An 18,098-nucleotide genomic window follows, 5' to 3' on the forward strand; every position below is an offset into this window, starting at 1 on the left:
AAGTGACAGTATGGAAAATGTTTTAAAGAATGATTGGGAGCCACTATTGGCACCAGAATTCGAGAAAGAGTATTATCTTACTCTATCCAGTTTTTTGACAGAAGAATACAGCACGCATGTTGTTTATCCGAAGGTAGAAGATATTTTTAACGCTCTTCAGTATACAAGTTATGAAAATACAAAGGTTGTCATTTTAGGGCAAGATCCATATCATGGACCGAATCAAGCGCATGGTTTAAGCTTTTCTGTGCAACCTGGTGTTAAAACACCACCGTCATTGTTAAATATGTATAAAGAACTTCGAGATGAATATGGTTATGAAATCCCGAATAACGGTTATTTAGTAAAATGGGCGGAACAAGGAGTATTATTACTAAATACCGTATTAACAGTTCGTCAAGGCGAAGCAAATTCTCATAAGGGAAAAGGATGGGAGCACTTCACAGATCGTGTAATTGAACTGTTGAACGAACGTGAAAAGCCAGTTATTTTCATATTGTGGGGGCGCCATGCGCAGGCGAAGAAGAAATTAATTACGAATCCGAATCATCATATTATCGAATCTGTACATCCAAGCCCATTATCGGCAAGACGTGGTTTCTTTGGTAGTAAGCCATATTCTAAAATAAATACGATTTTAGCTAATATGGGCGAAAGAGAAATTGATTGGGAAATTCCAAATTTATAAATAGAAAAGGTAGTTAACAGTTGTTAACTACCTTTTTATTATCATTGTTGCTCGTTCTTTAATTTTGCATCTAGTACAAAAGTACCAAATGGGATAACTGATGAAACGAATGCTCCAAGTGCCCATAAAATTGATTTACGGTGTACGATTGTTACTTGAATTACTGCAAAGATGAATAGAATAAATAGAACACCATGAGCCATGCCTGTAATTTTAACAGCTGTTGCAAATCCTGCGAAATATTTCAATGGCATTGCTACAAATAATAGTAATAGGAAAGAAATACCTTCAACTAGTCCAATTGCTCTTAATCGTCCGATTGGTGTAGATAACATAAAGTAGCCTCCTTTAACGTATGCTTGTATATAGTAAATTTGTATTCTTTTTCAAAATAAAATAGTCTATTTTGTTTCATTATATACAAAAAGAAAGTTTACACTACGAGAATAGTGCAAAGTTCAAAATATAGTCACAAAAGCATGAGAATTTAAATAAAAACCTATTTGAAGTATTTGACTTCAAATAGGTTTTGTGAATGAAAATATTAAACAAGTACATCCGTTTTTAAAACGAATTTCTCTACAACTTTTGCAACACCATCGTTCATATTTGTATCTGTTACGTAGTTTGCAATTTCTTTAATATCATCAGGTGCATTTCCCATTGCAACGCCAAGACCAGCAAATTCAATCATTGCTTGGTCGTTATAGCTATCGCCCATTGCGATAACTTCTTCACGCTTAATGCCAAGCTTTTGAATCAGTTTGTTTAAGCTCGTTCCTTTTGTAACACCGGCTTCTGTAAATTCTAAGAAGAATGGTTTCGAACGCATCACGCTTAATTGGCCTTCTAGTTGTTTTTGTAGTTTCTTTTCAACTTCAACAAGGCGTTCAGCCTCTTTATTCATTAATACTTTTACTACAGGCTCTTTAACTGCGGCTTTAAAGTCATCTACTACAACAATTGGCATACCGGTAATATCGCCCTCAATTTCAGTATAAGGATTATTTTCTTCCGTTACGATATCATCGCCCATATAAGTATGAATCCATACATCTTCAGTTTGACTAATTTCAAATAGGTTGTGAACGATTTCAGGAGATAGCGTACTACTAAAGATTTCTTCGTTTGTTTTACAGTTAATAATTTTTGCACCATTAAAAGATAGAATGAAACTGCCGTATTCTTCTAAACGAAGTTCTTTGGCTACATTGCGCATACCAAACGTTGGACGTCCAGAAGCAAGTACAACCTTTACACCTTGCTCTTGTGCAGTCATTAACGCTTCTTTCGTACGAGGTGAAATAGTATGGTCATCACGTAATAAAGTATCATCTAAATCTAAAACAATCATTTTATAAGTCATATAGAAAATTCCTTTCTTTAATTGAAATCAAAATACATGTTCATGAAGATGTTGAGGAATAATAGTAAGACATCAAACCTCTTTGAAAAGAAGTAGATAAATTATTATGAGTTGTTGCTCATAATATTGGTTAATAATCATTGGGGAAGAATAAAACCCCAATGATTAAAGTTTGATTTTATCGTAACAACTCTAAAGGTAGAGTGCAATAATGGAAGTTTTCCAATTTAAGATATTTGTTTTGCAGCGGAACGAGAAAATAGTATTTCTAGCAAGATTGCCATTACAGATCCAAGAACGAGACCATTACTTAAAAACGATGCTAGAAATGGTGGAAGTGTGGAATATGCTCCTGCTGGAACAAACATAACTCCGACTCCTGTAAAGATTGAAAGACCGGCTACTTTAAATAATCGTTCTTTATCCTGGACAGTTTCGTATTCTCGAAAGGCGAGACCAATCATGCTTGCGAATACAGGATAAATAGCGGCATAACCAACTGCAACAGGGATTGCCGCAAAGAATGAAGTAATCTTTGGAAATATACTAACGACAATAATAAAGCTTGACCCTAATATAAACGGGAGACGTTTATAAATATTAGTCGTTGCAATAAAACCTGCTGATCCAGAAATAGCGACAGGCCCAATAGCTGAAAATAGGCCGCCTAGCAATTGGTTGATTCCTGTTATAATGCCAGCTTGTTTAAAACGATCTGATGCAGCGTTTTCTTCATATTTAGAGACAACCTTTTGTACAACGCGAATACTTGCTAACATATTTGTTAGAAGTAAGAGTGTAACGAAAATGACCGTAATTACCATGTTCCATTCAACACGAGGCATTCCGAAAACAAATAAGGATGGAAAACGGATTATGTCTGTCACTGGTGTTATTGGATTAGATAATCCGAAACATGCGAATAATATCCAGCCGCATACGATACTGAAAAGAACGGAATATTGTCCAATAATAGGTAGCTTCATGATGAAAAAGGATAGTAAAATAACAATGAGTGAAAGAATAAATACGTTAGGTTGTACTTCTGTATGTTTTCCATCAAGGCCAAACATTCCCTTTAAGAAGGAGCCACTAAGCTGCGCGACAAGAAGAAATAAATACGTTCCAATGACTGTCGGTGTAAAATAGCGAACAAGTTTATCAATAAGTCCAAAAACGCTAAGAATAATACAAATAATACCGCTTAATAAGAAAGCATATTGAAGAACTTTAAGTGTCTCATTGCTTGATCCAAATAGCACGACGCCTAAACTTGCGTAAAGGGAGAAAATTCCCCACCAAAGGCCAGCAGGACCTTCTTGAATAGGAAGTTTATGCCCAAATATAGCTTGCAAGAGACCAGCAAAACCTAGAACAAATAACGTTCTTTGTACGAATGCGATAGCTTCAGCACCATCAAGACCATAACTAGTTGCGACACTAATTGGTACAATAAGGCTTCCAGCTAAAATAAATAGTGCCCATTGTAAGGCGGAAAGAAATGTCTTCATTATATCAACCTCTTTCATAGATTCCGTATCTAGTATATACGTATTTTATTTCCACTGGCAAAGATTGTAGATAGAGAAAAGAGTTGAAACACGGTATGAATGCACGTAAGCAATTATGGATAGCAGTTATATGTATGACTTTTGTTGTAATTCTAGGAACGATAGGATTTATGACGATTGAAGAGATTAGTTTGTTTCAAGCATTTTGGATGACAATGATTACTGTATTGACTGTTGGATACGGAGATGCTGTTCCTGTAACGCAAGCGGGGAAAGTATTTGCGCTTCTTATTATTCCTGTTGGCGTAGGTATTGTTACGTATGCAATTGGGGTAGTGGCCGCTATGATTATTGAAGGGAATTTATTTCATGCAGTACGGAGGAAGAAGATGGATAAACAAATAGCGCAGTTGAAAAATCATATTATAGTATGTGGTTGCGGTAGAGTGGGGCTTCAAGTTGTACATGAATTGCAAGAAAAGAATATTCCATTTGTCGTTGTTGATAAAGATGAAAGTATATTGGAGCAGGAAAAGCTTTTATTTGTACATGGAGATGCAACGGAAGATCAAGTATTACATAATGCCGGAATTTTAAAAGCAGCTGGTTTAGTTGCTATTGTTGCAAATGATGCCGAAAATGTATTTATTACATTAACAGCAAGAGGGTTAAACGATACGATTAAAATTGTGGCGAGATCTGAAAAGCCAGAAACTGAAGAGAAATTAAGGCGTGCCGGTGCAAATAAGGTTATTAATCCATCTAGTATGGCGGGTATTCATATCGCAAAAGGTATTGCAAATCCATTAACCGTTCATTATATTGATACAGTGTTGTATGGAATAGAACAGTCATTTGTCATTGAAGAAATTCTAGTTGGAAAAGATTCAATATTAGTTGGTAAATCGTTACTAGAGAGTAATGTAAGGAATCAGTTTGATGTAACAATATTAGCGATTTCAAGAAATGGGGATATTATACATAATCCAGCAGGGCAGGAAAAATTGAAAGAACGTGATATGATAATAGTATTTGGTTCAGTAGAGAAATTGGGACAATTCGAGAAAGAATTACAAAGTACGAGGTGATAAGGAATGCAAATATCTAGCGGCAAGATTTTAAATAAAATGGCGAATGAAATTGCGAAGGCGAAAAGTAGTGAAGGACAAAAGTCAAAAGAACATTTATTAGTTGTGCGTGCTTTATGTGACTTATTATTAGATGAACAAGTTGAAACATCTACATATAGAGAACCGCAAATTCCATCGCAAGTAATTGAATCACAACCAGTAACAACTATGCAACCAATTGCACCTGTTTCTGGAGAGCCAGTATATATAAAAGAAAGTGATGCAAACGGTAACTCTTTATTTGATTTTTAGAAGATAAATCGTTTGGCTTATATGAAAAAATTGCTTATGATAAAGGTAAAAAAGGGGAATTAAGATGAAAATTTTCTTTTTACTAGGTTGTATTGCAGCGGGGCTATCTGTTGCGTTAGGGGCCTTTGGAGCACACGGTTTAGAAAATAAAATTTCTGCAAAAATGTTAGAAGTGTGGAAAACAGGCGTTACATATCAAATGTTTCATGCAGGTGGACTATTCGTAGTTGCTTTATTGATGGATAAGGTTCAATCAGCACTTTTAACTACTGCTGGTTGGCTAATGGTAGCTGGAATTATTATGTTCTCAGGTAGTTTGTATGCATTAAGTACGACAGGTATTAAGTTCTTTGGTCCAATTACACCTCTTGGTGGTGTAGCGTTTATTGTGGCGTGGATTCTAGTAGGGACTGCAGTTGTAAAAGGATTATAAAAAACAAAAGCTGGCATTTGCCAGCTTTTTTTATGGTCTTGGAGTATAAGTTGCTTGTTGACTAGGTAAATACGTAATTTCTTCTGGAAATTCTACGTAATCTAAGTAGATCATTAGTAGTAAATAGCGTTTTCCTGATTGCGGTTCACTAATAACGATATGGTCACGGCCAGCTGCTTCAATAATACCTGTATAAGATTGTGTGCCAAGGGAACTGCCACGTTCATAGGTCATTACAACCGTAGCTTGCTTACCTTTGTTTAAACGAAGGATATTTTCAATATAGGATTGCTCTAGAGGTAACATGCCTTGAGAAATTGCATATTGAGCTTGCGCAGCTTGAGCTGTTTGTTGTTGCATCGCTTGCTGCTGTTGTTGAGTCATTTGTTGCGGTTGTACATAAGTTCCAGATGGTTGATAAAAACCTGTTCCATAGTACGGATTTTGTTGCTGTGCCATTCAAAAATCCCTCCTCATTTTTATTCCTTAATATACGCTAGGGCAGTCTCCAGCAGATGGCTGGAAGAAGCAGTGCTTTTTAAAGCGACCAGAGTTTTGTTGGTTATACCAAGTTGGTGGACATGCACCTTCAGGTCTAAAGAACCATAAGGCAAAGTTGGCAGGCCAAAAACGTTGCCCTTGAATGGTCCGTCTCGCTAGGGCAATATCTTGTTCGCGTGCCCGTTGATAAAAATATCCTTTTTGCGTTGCTTCAAAACCGCCGGGGTTTTGATAAACCATTTGACGTAAATTACGAATGCTTTTAAAGTCTAAACAATTTCCGCGGACACGATTTACCCCAACGTTTCCGACCATTAACATTCCTTGTTGCCCTTCTCCTTCGGCTTCAGCACGCATCAGTCTAGCCAACAACTTTACATCTTCTTCGTTATAAGCAATAACGCCCATTATGTGTCACCTCTCTTTTTGTAATACCTTTTGGAAAGAGGTTTATCCCGCATTAACAGGCAGTAAGACTCCTGCCCTAAAATTTGGTTGAAGTAAAGAAATTAGATGGGAGATCAAACTGCCCGTAAACGCCCGATTGGTTCAACTAATAATCAGCGGGGGATTCCCCCACTGATTAAAGTTTCACTTTATCTCTAGATGAAGTGTGTAACAATTACTAGTTCATACGTATGAGGAAAAGGACTCAGATATGACAACCAAACGAAGTTTTACATTGAGAGTGGAAAATAAAAAAAGCTAGCGTGAGCCAGCTTTTTTATTAAAAAACTTTAGACCATAAGTTTGAGAAGAAATCACCAATAGAGCGCATTGTTAACACAAACCAATTTGCTTTTTCAACTTCCTCTGTCGTTTTTGCAGTAACTTTCATACTTTTACTACCGTCTAAGAAACCATATTTATCAGTTGATTCTAAAGTAATTGAGCCTACTTTGGTATCTTTCTTAATAGGAGCAACTAAATGTCCATCTTCAGAAAGAGATTTATCTAATTCAGTTCCAATTTTATAAGGCTCTTTGCTACCTTTTTTCGCAATTACTGTTATTTCTTTTTCGGGTGCAACAGTTACTTGGTCTTCTTTCCCTTTTACTACAGAGATTGTATTGTTTTTACTAACTTTTAGTTTTTGTTTTTCAAAGTTATTAAATCCATATTCGATTAATTCACGAGATTCCGTGAAACGTTCATCCATTGATTTTGTTTTAATAATAACCGAGATAAGACGTACATCACCACGTTTAGCAGTAATGGTAAATCCGTATCCAGCTGTATCAGAACTTCCGGTTTTTAAACCATCAGTACCTTCATAAGCGAAAGCAGCTCCTGGTAACATCCAATTCCAGTTTTCCATACGAATTGGTTTTGGGTGATTGTCTGGGAAGTTTCTAAATCTTTGTTTTGTATCCTCTAGCATTTCTGGATACTTTGTAATCATTGCTTTTGAAAGCATACCCATATCACGAGCTGACATAGAGTTTTCTGCATTTGGATCAGTACCCTCAGGATGTTTTCCTTTTAAGTCAGCGTTATTTAAGCCAGTAGCGTTTACAAATTTATATTTCTTTAAGCCTAGCTTTTTAGCATGTTCATTTGCAAGATTTAAGAAGTTTTTCTCACTTCCTGCAAGAAGTTCTGCTAAAGCAATACTAGATCCATTTGCAGAGAATATAACAATAGAATGATATAATTCTTTTACAGTATATTGACGTCCTTTTTCGAACGGTACATTAGAGAATTCATTATTACGAGAGACTTCATAAGCGTAATCAGAAATATTTACTTTCGTATCCCATGTGATTTTTCCTTCTTTAATTGCTTCTAAAACAGCGTAAACAACAATTAATTTTGACATACTAGCAATAGCTAGCAATTCATCTGGATTTTGCTCGTGAAGTATTTTTCCTGTATCTGCATCAAATAAAAGTGCAGCCGCCGCCTCAATATGTATTTTTTCTTCCGCATGGGATGTTGTTACTCCTAAGGAAGAAATTGACAATACAAGCAATAGTAAAATAGACAAGATTTTTTTCATATAGATTATCACCTTCGCATCGTTATTTAGCATATAGCTCGTATCATTTTAGCATATCTTTACATATAAAAAGGTTACAATTTTACAAGAAATTTGAAAAAATGTTGGTTTTTCTTCAAAAGTGCAGAAAAAAGGAGATTTTTGAGGATAAATATAGAGAAGAATAAAAAAAGGAACGAATTTCGTTCCTTTTCACCATTTATATGTGTAAAAATTTCTCTACTTTTTCGCCTTGTAAAATGTTTCCAACGAAGAATGTTCCAAATTCACCATAACGAGCACTTACTTCATCGAAGCGCATTTCGTATATAAGTTTCTTAAATTGAAGAACATCGTCAGCGAATAATGTTACGCCCCATTCGAAATCATCGAATCCAACAGATCCTGAAATCACTTGGCGTACTTTACCTGCGTATTGACGACCAATTTTACTATGGCTGTACATCATTTTTTTACGTTCTTCCATAGGAAGCATGTACCAGTTGTCATCACCTTGGCGACGCTTATCCATTGGATAGAAGCAAATATGATTTGCTTTCGGTAATTCAGGATATAAACGAGCTAAAATTTGCGGGTTTTGGTATGGATCCTCATCAGCTGGAAGGTAGTTGCTTAATTCAACAACAGATACGTAAGAATATGCAGGAACCATATATTCAGCTAAAGTTGTTTTATTCAATTCTGTCTCAATTTCATTTAACTCTTCCATTGTTGGACGTAAAATCATAAGCATAATATCAGCTTTTTGGCCAACAACTGTATACATTGCGTGACTACCTTTTTTCGCAGTAGCTACTTCGTTCCATTTTTCAACGACATTTAAAAATTCAGACACTGCTTGTCCGCGTTCGTCGCTATATAATGTTTTCCATGCAGCCCAATCAATAGAACGTAAATCATGTAAACAATACCAGCCATCTAACGTTGTTGTTGCTTCACTCATTCTATTCACCTCAGTTAATGATAGTTTTACACGTTAACTATAGCATATATAGTTTTAAAATCATCTATATAAAACCTTGGCGCATAAAATTGTCACATTTAAGTGTTTAAGCAAGGTGAATTTAACGGCTGAATTTTATGAAAATATAATCATTTTTATTTTATCTATTTTTTGGGAGCTATAAGTTTAAAATATAGAAGAAAAGCAGTATTCTTAAAGATAGAGTTTTTTTAACATATGTAGGAGGGTTTATTCGTGAGCAACTTATTTACAACAGTAAAAGAAAAAGTTCAAGGAAAAGGCATTTCTATCGTACTTCCTGAAGGAACTGATGAAAGAATTTTAGGCGCTGCAGAGCGTTTAGCAAAAGAAGAGTTAGTAAAACCAATCTTAGTTGGTAATAAGGAAGAAATTAGCGCAAAAGCTGCTAGCATGAATTTAACATTAGCAGGCGTTGATATTTACGACCCAGCTACATACGAAGAAATGGATGCAATGGTAGCATCTTTCGTTGAACGCCGTAAAGGTAAAGCAACTGAAGAAGACGCTCGCAAAATCCTTAAAGACGAAAACTACTTCGGTACAATGCTTGTATACATGGGCAAAGCACACGGTTTAGTAAGTGGTGCAGCTCACTCTACAGCTGATACAGTTCGTCCAGCACTTCAAATTATTAAAACAAAACCAGGCGTTACAAAAACTTCTGGCGTATTCATCATGGTACGTGAAGAAGAGAAATATGTATTCGCTGATTGCGCAATTAACATTGCACCAAACAGCCAAGATTTAGCTGAAATCGGTATCGAAAGTGCGAAAACTGCTGAGTTATTCGGCATTGATCCACGTGTTGCTATGTTAAGCTTCTCTACAAAAGGTTCTGCGAAATCTCCAGAAACAGAAAAAGTTGTAGAAGCAACTCGCATTGCAAAAGAAATGGCTCCTGAGTTAACTTTAGATGGAGAATTCCAATTCGATGCTGCATTCGTACCATCTGTAGCTGAGAAAAAAGCTCCAGGTTCTACAATTAAAGGTGATGCTAACGTATTCGTATTCCCAAGCTTAGAAGCTGGCAATATCGGCTACAAAATCGCTCAACGTTTAGGTAACTTCGAAGCAGTAGGACCAATCTTACAAGGCTTAAACATGCCTGTAAATGATCTGTCTCGTGGATGTAACGAAGAAGAAGTGTACAAGTTAGCTTTAATTACAGCAGCTCAAGCACTTTAATTCTATAATGAATTGAAATAAAGACCGTCGCTATTATAGCGACGGTCCTTATTTTTCTAAGCCAAGTGCTTTATTATTACGATCAATAATACGTTGTAAATTCGTCTCATATAAAGGAATCTCGTCTATTGTTAATTGAGATGTTGTTAACTTTGGAGCGAATTGCTGCAATGTTTTTAAAAGACGCATCATTAAATCTTGTACTGTAATGGTTTCGCCAAGTAATTCTGAGAGTGAGGCCATCGTACTTGGTACAATTTCAGGGTACGTAAAGCGTGTTTCTTCCCCTTGAATTGCTAGGTTGTAGAAATCACGAACGAGTGCGGCACGCTCAGAGCCACTTCCGGTAGCACAGAGGTAAATTTGGACAGCGACACCCCCGCGAATACGACGTTGTGAAATACCAGCGAATTTTTGATCGCGAATACTTAAGTCATAACTACCAGGACAGTAAGAGCCAACAATTTCTTTTGCCTCGATAGTAACGTCGTAATCCTTTAACATCTCCTTAATCAAATGCCACATTGTATCGTATCCAAGATCGATATCGATACCTTTTTCTGTTTCTTGAAATAAAAGTGATACATTTAAAACACCTTCATCAAGCACGACCGCAAGCCCGCCAGAATTACGAACAATGACATTGAAGTTGTTTTGTTTTAAAAAAGAAATACCTTCTTCTAAATGCGGAAGGCGTGAATCTTGAATGCCAAGGACAATTGTATTGTGATGAACCCAAGAACGCATTGTTGCGGCTGACTTGCCATTTCCAATGCTTGTGCATAATGTGTCATCCATTGCGAATGACTGAAGTGCATGGAATGTTGGTCCTAAACTAGATTGATCTACAATGCGCCACTCTGGCTGAGATAAAATGGAACGGGAATTGCTCATATAACTAACCCCTTATCTTTAAAATGACAATCTCTATTATAGCAAAAAATGAAGAATGGAGTTTTCTCACATATAAAGGGGGAGCTTAGAGGTGAAATAATAAAAAGGATGCATTACATGCATCCTTCTTATTCTGCAATTTTTTCTAAATTACCGTTTCGGTCCATTCGGAAAGATGTTTGAGAACGTTCTTCGTCATCCATGACTGCCAATTTACGAGCACGGTTCATAATGTTCATAAGTGTTTCGTAATCTTCTTGTACAGTATGAGATTGCTTTTCTAATTTTTCTAGTTTCTTTTCTAGTTCCTCATTCCGAAGGATTTGTGCTTTAATTTCTTGTTTCAATCTCGTATTCTCGTTTTCAAGAGCTGTCACTTTTATATTTGAAGATCCGACTGTTTGTAAAAAATAAATAACATCTTGCATTGTCATAGAGCTTCTTGCAGCAGGAGCAGTAGATTCTTGATATGGAATAGCTTCTTTATATTGTACGATTGATTCTTCTTGTACTAATTCTTCATAATCAGTTATCGAATCTGAAGCTGGTGGTGTATAAAGTAAACGTTTTTTCGCTTGTTCACCGCTTGCAGCACGCATTTTATCTTTACGATGTTTTTTTGCTAGTTGAAGAGCTTGTTCATAGCTATAGCGAACAACAGCATTCCAGCGGAAACCACAAGCAGCAGATGTACGATTTAACTGATCCCCTACTTCCTCAAATGCATTTAATTGCGTACTTCCTTCTCTAACATGACGAAGTACCGTTTCAGCAAGTAATAAATCATCCTCATCTGTCCAAGCATCTTGTCTTACTTTCATAGATTCAACTCCCTTTCTTTTTATGAACTTCCTATTTTTATAATGGGCAAAAAAATAAACTTTTATACAAAGCTTTTAAAAATATGGTAGATTTCGATGAAAGGTAAAAATTTTCCCATGAATGGTGAGCGCTTCTGTAGGAGAGCATATAAATATGTAGCAATATGTAGAGAATAGGCTTTGTAGGGAAACTTGCAACGAGCTTCAAAGAGCGGTAAAATACCATTTAGTGTTTATTTTTAAATGTACTTGAGAAAAGTTTAAAATAGAGGAAGTGTTATATAATGGGAAACGAGTTTCGCGTGTGCGATGACTGTCAGGCAACGAACGTTAAAACGTTAGTTCCGAAGCTAAAAAAAGTAGATTCATGTGCAACGATTGAAGTTGGATGTCAGTCTTACTGTGGTCCTGGTCGTAAAAAATCATTCGCATTTGTAAATAACCGTCCAGTTGCGGCTCCAACAGAAGATGAGTTAATCGTGAAAATTGAAGCAAAGTTAAATAAGTAAGAAAAAGAAGAGTGAAAAGATTCCTCTTCTTTTTTTATGCCCATAAGAGGAATGGTTTATTCTGCGAAAGTAATCTTGTGTGGATGAACGTTTTCTAAAGGATGGACATAACTTTTGTATTAAAATTCCAATTTATATAAATTTATATTTCAAAATAATGGTTGACAGTCTTTTAAAGCGATAGGTAGAATAGAAGTGTCTGATTCTGAGAATCATTATCAGGGAAATAGCAATTCACCTAATTTTTTTATTACTATTTGAGAATAAATTTCATTTCAATAAATATATGTTGTTGGTTAGGATGGTTGAGGGATGGAAGCGAGCGCAAGCAGTATAGAACAGCAAGAAGAGAATGTTAAAGAGATTAAGAGCAGACCGCTCATCGCTTCTATTATTTTAGTAGCGGGTACAATTTTGTTAGCTTTAAGCATGGCAGTTTCTATTTCTTTTGGGGCTGCAGATATTAGTTTAAAGACTGTATGGCAAGCTGTATTTCAGTTTGATGGATCTATTACACATCATAACGTAATTCAAGAGCTTCGCATGCCTAGAGCAATAGGGGGCGTAGTTGCAGGTGCCTTTTTAGCGGTATCAGGAGCAATTATGCAAGGTATGACGCGAAATCCACTTGCTTCACCATCGTTAATGGGGATTACAGATGGAGCTGTATTTGGAATTGCAATTATGTATGCATTTTTCCCTAATTCACCTTATTTAATGTTTGTTATCGCATCTTTTATTGGAGCTGCGTTTGGTGCAAGCATTGTATATGGAATTGGATCTTCTTCACCAGGTGGATTAACACCTGTGAAATTAGCTTTAGCAGGTGCAGCTATTAGTGCTTTATTAGGGGCAATTTCATCTGGAATCGCATTGTATTTCAATCTTGCCCAAGAGGTGAGTATGTGGAATGCAGGCGGAGTCGCTGGAGTGAAATGGCAAAGTATTAATATGTTAGTGCCAATTGGCCTTGTTTGTCTTTTTATCGCAATTATGATGTCGAGATATATTACAATTTTGAGCTTCGGTGAAGAAATTGCAATTGGACTTGGTCAAAATACGACATTGATTAAATTTATCGGAACAGTACTTGTTCTTGTTTTAACGGGTTCCGCAGTTTCCATGGCAGGATCAGTTGGATTTGTTGGTCTTGTAATTCCGCATATGACTCGTTTCCTCGTAGGCTCGGACTATAGATGGGTTATTCCATGTTCTGCGGTCTTAGGTGGGCTGTTAATTGAATGTGCAGATATGTTATCTCGCGTTATTAACCCGCCATTTGAAACGCCAATTGGAGCAATTACAGCGCTAATTGGGGTTCCATTCTTCCTCTACTTAGCACGTAATGAAGGGAGAGGAAAGATGTGAGGACGAGTGTCTTAACAAAAAAGAACATTTCTATATTAACGATTTTAGTAGGACTAATCGTTTCTATATTTTTTATTAGTTTAAATACAGGAACTTTTAAAATCCCGCCAATGGACGTATTAAAGTCATTGGTTGGACTAGGGGCTGAAGATCAGTCTGTTATTTTATTTGAATTCCGTATGCCGCGTATGGTAATTGCTATACTAGTCGGATCTGCTTTAGCTATGTCAGGCGCGATTTTGCAAGGTTTATCACGAAATCCGCTTGCTGATCCAGGTATTATAGGTATTAATGCTGGAGCGGGATTAACAGTTGTTATATTCGTCTACTTCTTCTTCGGAAAAGTAGGGACTGGTACATTTTTATCTGTATTCATTCTTCCATTCTTCGCACTAGTTGGAGCGATATTAGCAGCGGTAATTATTTATTTACTAGCATGGAAAGACGGCGTTTCATCGACTCGATTAATACTAGTCGGTATTGCCGTTGCAGCTGGATTTGGAGCTGTTAGTTTAATTTTCTCTATGAAGATGACATCTAACGATTTTCGTTTTGCTACGATTTGGCTGGCGGGAAGTCTATGGGGGACAGATTGGAAATTCGTATTAAGTGTACTTCCATGGATGGTTATTTTCTTACCGCTTGCTATAAGTAAAGCACACATATTAAATGTAATGAACCTAGGCGATTCTACAGCAGTTGGCCTTGGTGTAAACGTAGAAAAAGAAAGACGTAAATTATTATTTATTGCAGTTTGTTTAGCAGGTGCATCTGTTGCTGTTGCCGGCGGAATTGGCTTTATCGGTTTAATGGCCCCGCATTTAGCAAGGCGCCTTGTTGGTGGTAAACATCAAATTATGTTGCCCACAGCTGCGCTAATAGGAACGTTTTTACTTTTATTCGCAGACGTAATTTCAAGAAGTGTACTAACAACTTCAGAAATACCAGTCGGTCTTGTTATTTCTGTAATTGGTGCACCGTATTTCATTTATTTACTTATGAGGACAAAATAAAGGGAGGCTTTTCGTATGGCAACTTTAGCGGTGGATGCGGTATCTGTTGGCTATAATGAAGGTTTAATTATTGATGGGTTAACAGTTGAAATTCCGGAAGGGAAAATTACAACAATTATTGGACCAAATGGTTGTGGGAAGTCCACATTATTAAAAACGGCGTCTCGTATTTTGAAGGCAAAGCAAGGTACTGTTTATCTTGACGGAAAAGCAATTGAGAAACAGCCAACGAAAGAAATTGCAAAGAAAATGGCGATTTTACCACAAACTGCAGAAGTGCCAACGGGTCTTACTGTATTTGAGCTTGTGTCATATGGAAGATTCCCTCATCAAAAAGGGTTTGGCACGTTGAAAGAAGAGGATTATCGCTACATTAACTGGGCACTTGAAGTGACAGGAATGAAAGAATTTGCGAATCGTCCAGCAGAAGCGCTATCAGGCGGTCAACGTCAACGTGTTTGGATTGCAATGGCTCTTGCACAAGGAACAGAATTACTTGTATTGGATGAACCAACGACGTACTTAGATATGGCTCATCAATTAGAAGTATTAAACTTATTGAAAAAGTTAAATGAAGAAGAAGGTAGAACGATTGTTATGGTTATCCATGACTTAAATCACGCTTCTCGTTTCTCAGATCATATGATTGCATTAAAAGCAGGTAAGTTAATGAAACAAGGAACGCCAGATGAAGTTATGACAAGTGAAACACTTCGTAACGTATTTGAGATTGAAGCTCAAATCGTTCCATGTCCAGTAAACTGTAAGCCAATTTGTTTAACATATGATTTAGCGATGATTAGTAATCAATTGCGTAAAAAAGCATAAGTAGAACCCCCTCGTGAAGAGGGGGACTTCTAATGGACGTTGAGCTTCTTATATAAGAATGGGAAGTTGAACGCCCGTTAGAATGGGTTATTAACAACAATTAATAAATATATATTAATTAATTGTTATCTTTGTTTCTTATAGTTCGTTGTAACTTATAAGATAAATACAGCTAGAAGGAGTGGGAACATGAAGAATTTTAAAATGGCACTATTAGCAATGGTACTAGTTGTGACTTCTGTACTATTTGCAGCTTGTTCTAACAAAGAAGAAGAAAAGAAAGCAGATGCAAAGACTGAAGAGCGCACTGTAAAACATGCAAAAGGGGAAATTAAAATTCCTGCAAACCCAAAGAAAATTGCTGACCTTAGTGGTTCAACAGAAGAATTATTAATTTTCGGTATGAAACCGGTTATTACTGCTAATACATCTCAAGAAAAAATTGATGCACATATTGAAAAGAAACTAAAAGACGTTAAACCAGTTGGTTCTGCTTGGGGCGATAAAATTAACATCGAAGCAGTAGCTGCTGCAAAACCAGATTTAATTCTTGTAAATAATCGTCAAGAAAAGATTTATGATCAATTATCTAAAATTGCACCAACAGTTATGTTAAATACTCCATTAGATCAATGGCGTCCAAAATTTGAAGAAGTAGGTCAAATCTTCGGTAAAGAAAAAGAAACAAAAGAATGGTTCAAAAAGTATGATGAAAAAGCAAGCAAATTACATGACAAAATCGTTGCTAAAACTGGTGAAGCAACATTTATGAAAATGGCTGCATATCCAAATGCTTTCCGCGTATACGGTGACTACGGTTACGGTAGCGTAATCTTTAATGATTTAAAACTACCAGCAGTTAAAGGTACACCAACTGATAAACCGTTAGTACAAGTACAAAAAGAAGCTTTAATCGATTACAACCCAGATTACTTATTCGTGTTTACAACTGGTGACGGTTCTCAGCGCTTGAAAGAATTCCAAGAAGAATCAATTTGGAAAAACATGAACGCTGTTAAAAACAACCACGTATTTACAATTAAAAATGAAGACTTAAACAAAGGTTACTTCCCACTTGGGAAAGATATGATCTTAGACGAAGTTGCTGAATTCGTTTTAGGTAAATAATGTATAAAGGAAATCACTTTTACTTCGGTAAAGGTGATTTTTTCTTTTTATAAAGGGAATTAATACAGTCTTTCATTTCTTTCTGTTTCTCATTTCGTTTATAATATAAAGTAAGAATGTAGTAAAGAAAGGGGGATGTCGGAAAGTGGTATATTTAAACGACAAACTCAGCGAAACAAAAGTGTTTAAAGACCCAGTACATAAATATGTGCACGTGCGTGATCGTGTTATTTGGGATTTAATCGGAACGAAAGAATTTCAACGCTTGCGCCGTATTAAGCAGCTTGGAACGACATTTTTTACATTTCACGGTGCAGAGCATAGTCGCTTTACTCATTCGTTAGGTGTATACGAAATTATTCGTCGTATGATTGATGATGTGTTTGATGGCAGACCAAATTGGAATGCTGAAGATAGATTGTTATGTTTATGTGCGGCATTACTTCATGATGTCGGCCACGGCCCATTTTCTCACTCGTTTGAAAAAGTATTTTCATTAGATCATGAGAAATTTACGCAAAAGATTATCGTTGGCGATACGGAGATTAATGATGTATTAAGTCGTGTTGATAAGGAGTTTCCACAAAAGGTAGCAGATGTAATTGCAAAAACGTCTACTAATAAATTAGCGATTAGTATGATTTCGAGTCAAATTGATGCGGATCGTATGGATTATTTATTAAGAGATGCTTATTTTACAGGCGTAAAGTACGGAAACTTCGATATGGAACGTATACTGCGTGTAATGCGTCCGTATGGGAATCAAGTAGTCATTAAAAATAGTGGTATGCATGCTGTTGAGCATTACATTATGAGTCGTTATCAAATGTATTGGCAAGTATATTTCCACCCGGTAACGCGAAGTGCAGAAGTTATTTTAACGAAGATTTTACACCGTGCGAAATCACTGCACGAGAAGTATTATACATTTAAAAATCATCCTGTTCATTTCTATTCTTTATTTGAAGAAGAAGTAACAGTAGAGGATTATTTAAAGTTAGACGAGAACGTTATGTATTACTACTTCCAAGTATGGCAGGAAGAAGAAGATCCAATTTTAAGCGATTTATGCCGCCGTTTTATGAATCGAAATCTATTTAAATATGTAGAGTTTACAGATAAACACGGTTTAGATAATTGGATGGAATTAAGTAGTTTATTTAAAAAGATTGGACTTGATCCGGAGTATTATTTAGTAGTTGATTCAACATCAGACTTACCGTATGACTTTTATCGTGCAGGAGAAGAAGAAGAGCGTCTACCAATCCTACTTCTTATGCCAAACGGAGAGCTTAGAGAGCTTTCACGTGAGTCGGATATTGTTGAGGCGATTACAGGTAAGAAAAGAACGGATCAAAAGCTATTCTATCCACATGATTTAATCTATGAAGATGGAAGAAAAGGAAAATATAAAGAGAGAATTATTGAGTTGTTAGAAGGAAAGAAATAAGAAGCAGCTAATGGCTGCTTCTTATGAAAAAACTTGA

The 18,098-nt window shown here is 36.3% G+C and carries 20 protein-coding genes; 11 read left to right on the plus strand and 9 right to left on the minus strand.

Translation table 11 applies throughout. From position 1 onward, the window contains the following. Positions 1-10 precede the first annotated feature (10 nt). Entirely contained in the window at positions 11-688 is a 678-nt protein-coding gene (locus tag ACTFRU_RS18165; RefSeq protein ID WP_000432519.1) for a uracil-DNA glycosylase, read from the plus strand. Positions 689-729: 41 nt separating this feature from the next. On the opposite strand, the gene ACTFRU_RS18170 is transcribed toward ACTFRU_RS18165, so the two are convergent. The 3 genes from ACTFRU_RS18170 to ACTFRU_RS18180 form a co-directional block, all read right to left on the minus strand. Further along, a complete protein-coding gene (locus ACTFRU_RS18170) occupies positions 730-1,023 on the minus strand; it encodes a DUF3817 domain-containing protein (RefSeq protein ID WP_000953396.1) in 294 nt (97 codons plus the stop codon). A gap of 209 nt (positions 1,024-1,232) precedes the next feature. Continuing rightward, complete coding sequence (locus tag ACTFRU_RS18175) at positions 1,233-2,054, minus strand: Cof-type HAD-IIB family hydrolase (RefSeq protein ID WP_000221395.1); 822 nt, start codon at positions 2,052-2,054, stop codon at positions 1,233-1,235. Between the two features lie 227 nt (positions 2,055-2,281). Further along, positions 2,282-3,565 (minus strand): purine/pyrimidine permease, encoded by a 1,284-nt coding sequence (locus ACTFRU_RS18180; protein ID WP_000847034.1) that lies wholly within the window; start codon positions 3,563-3,565, stop codon positions 2,282-2,284. A 95-nt stretch (positions 3,566-3,660) separates the two neighbouring features. Here ACTFRU_RS18180 and ACTFRU_RS18185 point away from each other — a divergent pair, with 95 nt between their 5' ends. The 3 genes from ACTFRU_RS18185 to ACTFRU_RS18195 all read left to right on the plus strand — a co-directional run bounded on the left by ACTFRU_RS18185 (position 3,661) and on the right by ACTFRU_RS18195 (position 5,380). Beyond that, on the plus strand, positions 3,661-4,653 hold the full coding sequence (locus tag ACTFRU_RS18185; protein WP_000993980.1) for a potassium channel family protein: 993 nt from the start codon (positions 3,661-3,663) through the stop codon (positions 4,651-4,653). Between the two features lie 6 nt (positions 4,654-4,659). Next, positions 4,660-4,947, plus strand: a complete 288-nt coding sequence (locus tag ACTFRU_RS18190; protein WP_025709656.1) for a YwdI family protein — start codon at positions 4,660-4,662, stop codon at positions 4,945-4,947. A 64-nt stretch (positions 4,948-5,011) separates the two neighbouring features. Beyond that, positions 5,012-5,380 carry a DUF423 domain-containing protein gene (locus ACTFRU_RS18195; RefSeq protein WP_025709657.1) on the plus strand — a complete coding sequence of 123 codons (369 nt, stop codon included), beginning with the start codon at positions 5,012-5,014 and terminating at the stop codon, positions 5,378-5,380. Positions 5,381-5,410: 30 nt separating this feature from the next. Here the strand turns inward: ACTFRU_RS18195 and gerQ are convergent, their stop codons facing one another. The 4 genes from gerQ to hemQ form a co-directional block, all read right to left on the minus strand. Continuing rightward, entirely contained in the window at positions 5,411-5,839 is a 429-nt protein-coding gene (gene gerQ / locus ACTFRU_RS18200; RefSeq protein WP_000068652.1) for a spore coat protein GerQ, read from the minus strand. Between the two features lie 27 nt (positions 5,840-5,866). Continuing rightward, positions 5,867-6,289 (minus strand): cell wall hydrolase CwlJ, encoded by a 423-nt coding sequence (gene cwlJ / locus ACTFRU_RS18205; protein WP_000538167.1) that lies wholly within the window; start codon positions 6,287-6,289, stop codon positions 5,867-5,869. Between the two features lie 319 nt (positions 6,290-6,608). Continuing rightward, positions 6,609-7,880, minus strand: coding sequence for a serine hydrolase (locus tag ACTFRU_RS18210; protein ID WP_025709658.1), 1,272 nt, complete (start codon positions 7,878-7,880; stop codon positions 6,609-6,611). Positions 7,881-8,079: 199 nt separating this feature from the next. Then, positions 8,080-8,823 carry a hydrogen peroxide-dependent heme synthase gene (gene hemQ / locus ACTFRU_RS18215; RefSeq protein ID WP_440037740.1) on the minus strand — a complete coding sequence of 248 codons (744 nt, stop codon included), beginning with the start codon at positions 8,821-8,823 and terminating at the stop codon, positions 8,080-8,082. A 255-nt stretch (positions 8,824-9,078) separates the two neighbouring features. On the opposite strand from hemQ, the gene pta reads away from it, so the two are divergent. Continuing rightward, on the plus strand, positions 9,079-10,050 hold the full coding sequence (pta, locus tag ACTFRU_RS18220) for a phosphate acetyltransferase (RefSeq protein ID WP_000067215.1): 972 nt from the start codon (positions 9,079-9,081) through the stop codon (positions 10,048-10,050). A gap of 48 nt (positions 10,051-10,098) precedes the next feature. Here pta and ACTFRU_RS18225 read toward each other — a convergent pair whose 3' ends face one another. Together ACTFRU_RS18225 and ACTFRU_RS18230 are read right to left on the minus strand one after the other, a co-directional pair. Beyond that, on the minus strand, positions 10,099-10,944 hold the full coding sequence (locus ACTFRU_RS18225; protein ID WP_000071951.1) for a lipoate--protein ligase family protein: 846 nt from the start codon (positions 10,942-10,944) through the stop codon (positions 10,099-10,101). Between the two features lie 128 nt (positions 10,945-11,072). Further along, a complete protein-coding gene (locus tag ACTFRU_RS18230; protein ID WP_000868358.1) occupies positions 11,073-11,765 on the minus strand; it encodes an RsfA family transcriptional regulator in 693 nt (230 codons plus the stop codon). Between the two features lie 284 nt (positions 11,766-12,049). Here ACTFRU_RS18230 and ACTFRU_RS18235 point away from each other — a divergent pair, with 284 nt between their 5' ends. The 6 genes from ACTFRU_RS18235 to ACTFRU_RS18260 all read left to right on the plus strand — a co-directional run bounded on the left by ACTFRU_RS18235 (position 12,050) and on the right by ACTFRU_RS18260 (position 18,061). Next, on the plus strand, positions 12,050-12,274 hold the full coding sequence (locus tag ACTFRU_RS18235; RefSeq protein WP_000526079.1) for a DUF1450 domain-containing protein: 225 nt from the start codon (positions 12,050-12,052) through the stop codon (positions 12,272-12,274). A 312-nt stretch (positions 12,275-12,586) separates the two neighbouring features. Beyond that, positions 12,587-13,642 (plus strand): FecCD family ABC transporter permease, encoded by a 1,056-nt coding sequence (locus ACTFRU_RS18240; protein WP_000388294.1) that lies wholly within the window; start codon positions 12,587-12,589, stop codon positions 13,640-13,642. Next, positions 13,639-14,655, plus strand: coding sequence for a FecCD family ABC transporter permease (locus tag ACTFRU_RS18245; protein ID WP_071731533.1), 1,017 nt, complete (start codon positions 13,639-13,641; stop codon positions 14,653-14,655). Before ACTFRU_RS18240 ends, ACTFRU_RS18245 begins: the two co-directional genes overlap by 4 nt. Before the next feature lie 15 nt (positions 14,656-14,670). Further along, positions 14,671-15,483, plus strand: coding sequence for an ABC transporter ATP-binding protein (locus ACTFRU_RS18250; protein WP_000212068.1), 813 nt, complete (start codon positions 14,671-14,673; stop codon positions 15,481-15,483). A 189-nt stretch (positions 15,484-15,672) separates the two neighbouring features. Further along, entirely contained in the window at positions 15,673-16,611 is a 939-nt protein-coding gene (locus tag ACTFRU_RS18255) for an ABC transporter substrate-binding protein (RefSeq protein WP_000787724.1), read from the plus strand. Positions 16,612-16,756: 145 nt separating this feature from the next. Beyond that, entirely contained in the window at positions 16,757-18,061 is a 1,305-nt protein-coding gene (locus ACTFRU_RS18260; protein ID WP_000262730.1) for an HD domain-containing protein, read from the plus strand. Positions 18,062-18,098 lie beyond the last annotated feature (37 nt).

The sequence above is a fragment of the Bacillus cereus group sp. MYBK220-1 genome (assembly GCF_051916445.1).
Taxonomy (GTDB): Bacteria; Bacillota; Bacilli; order Bacillales; family Bacillaceae_G; genus Bacillus_A; species Bacillus_A cereus.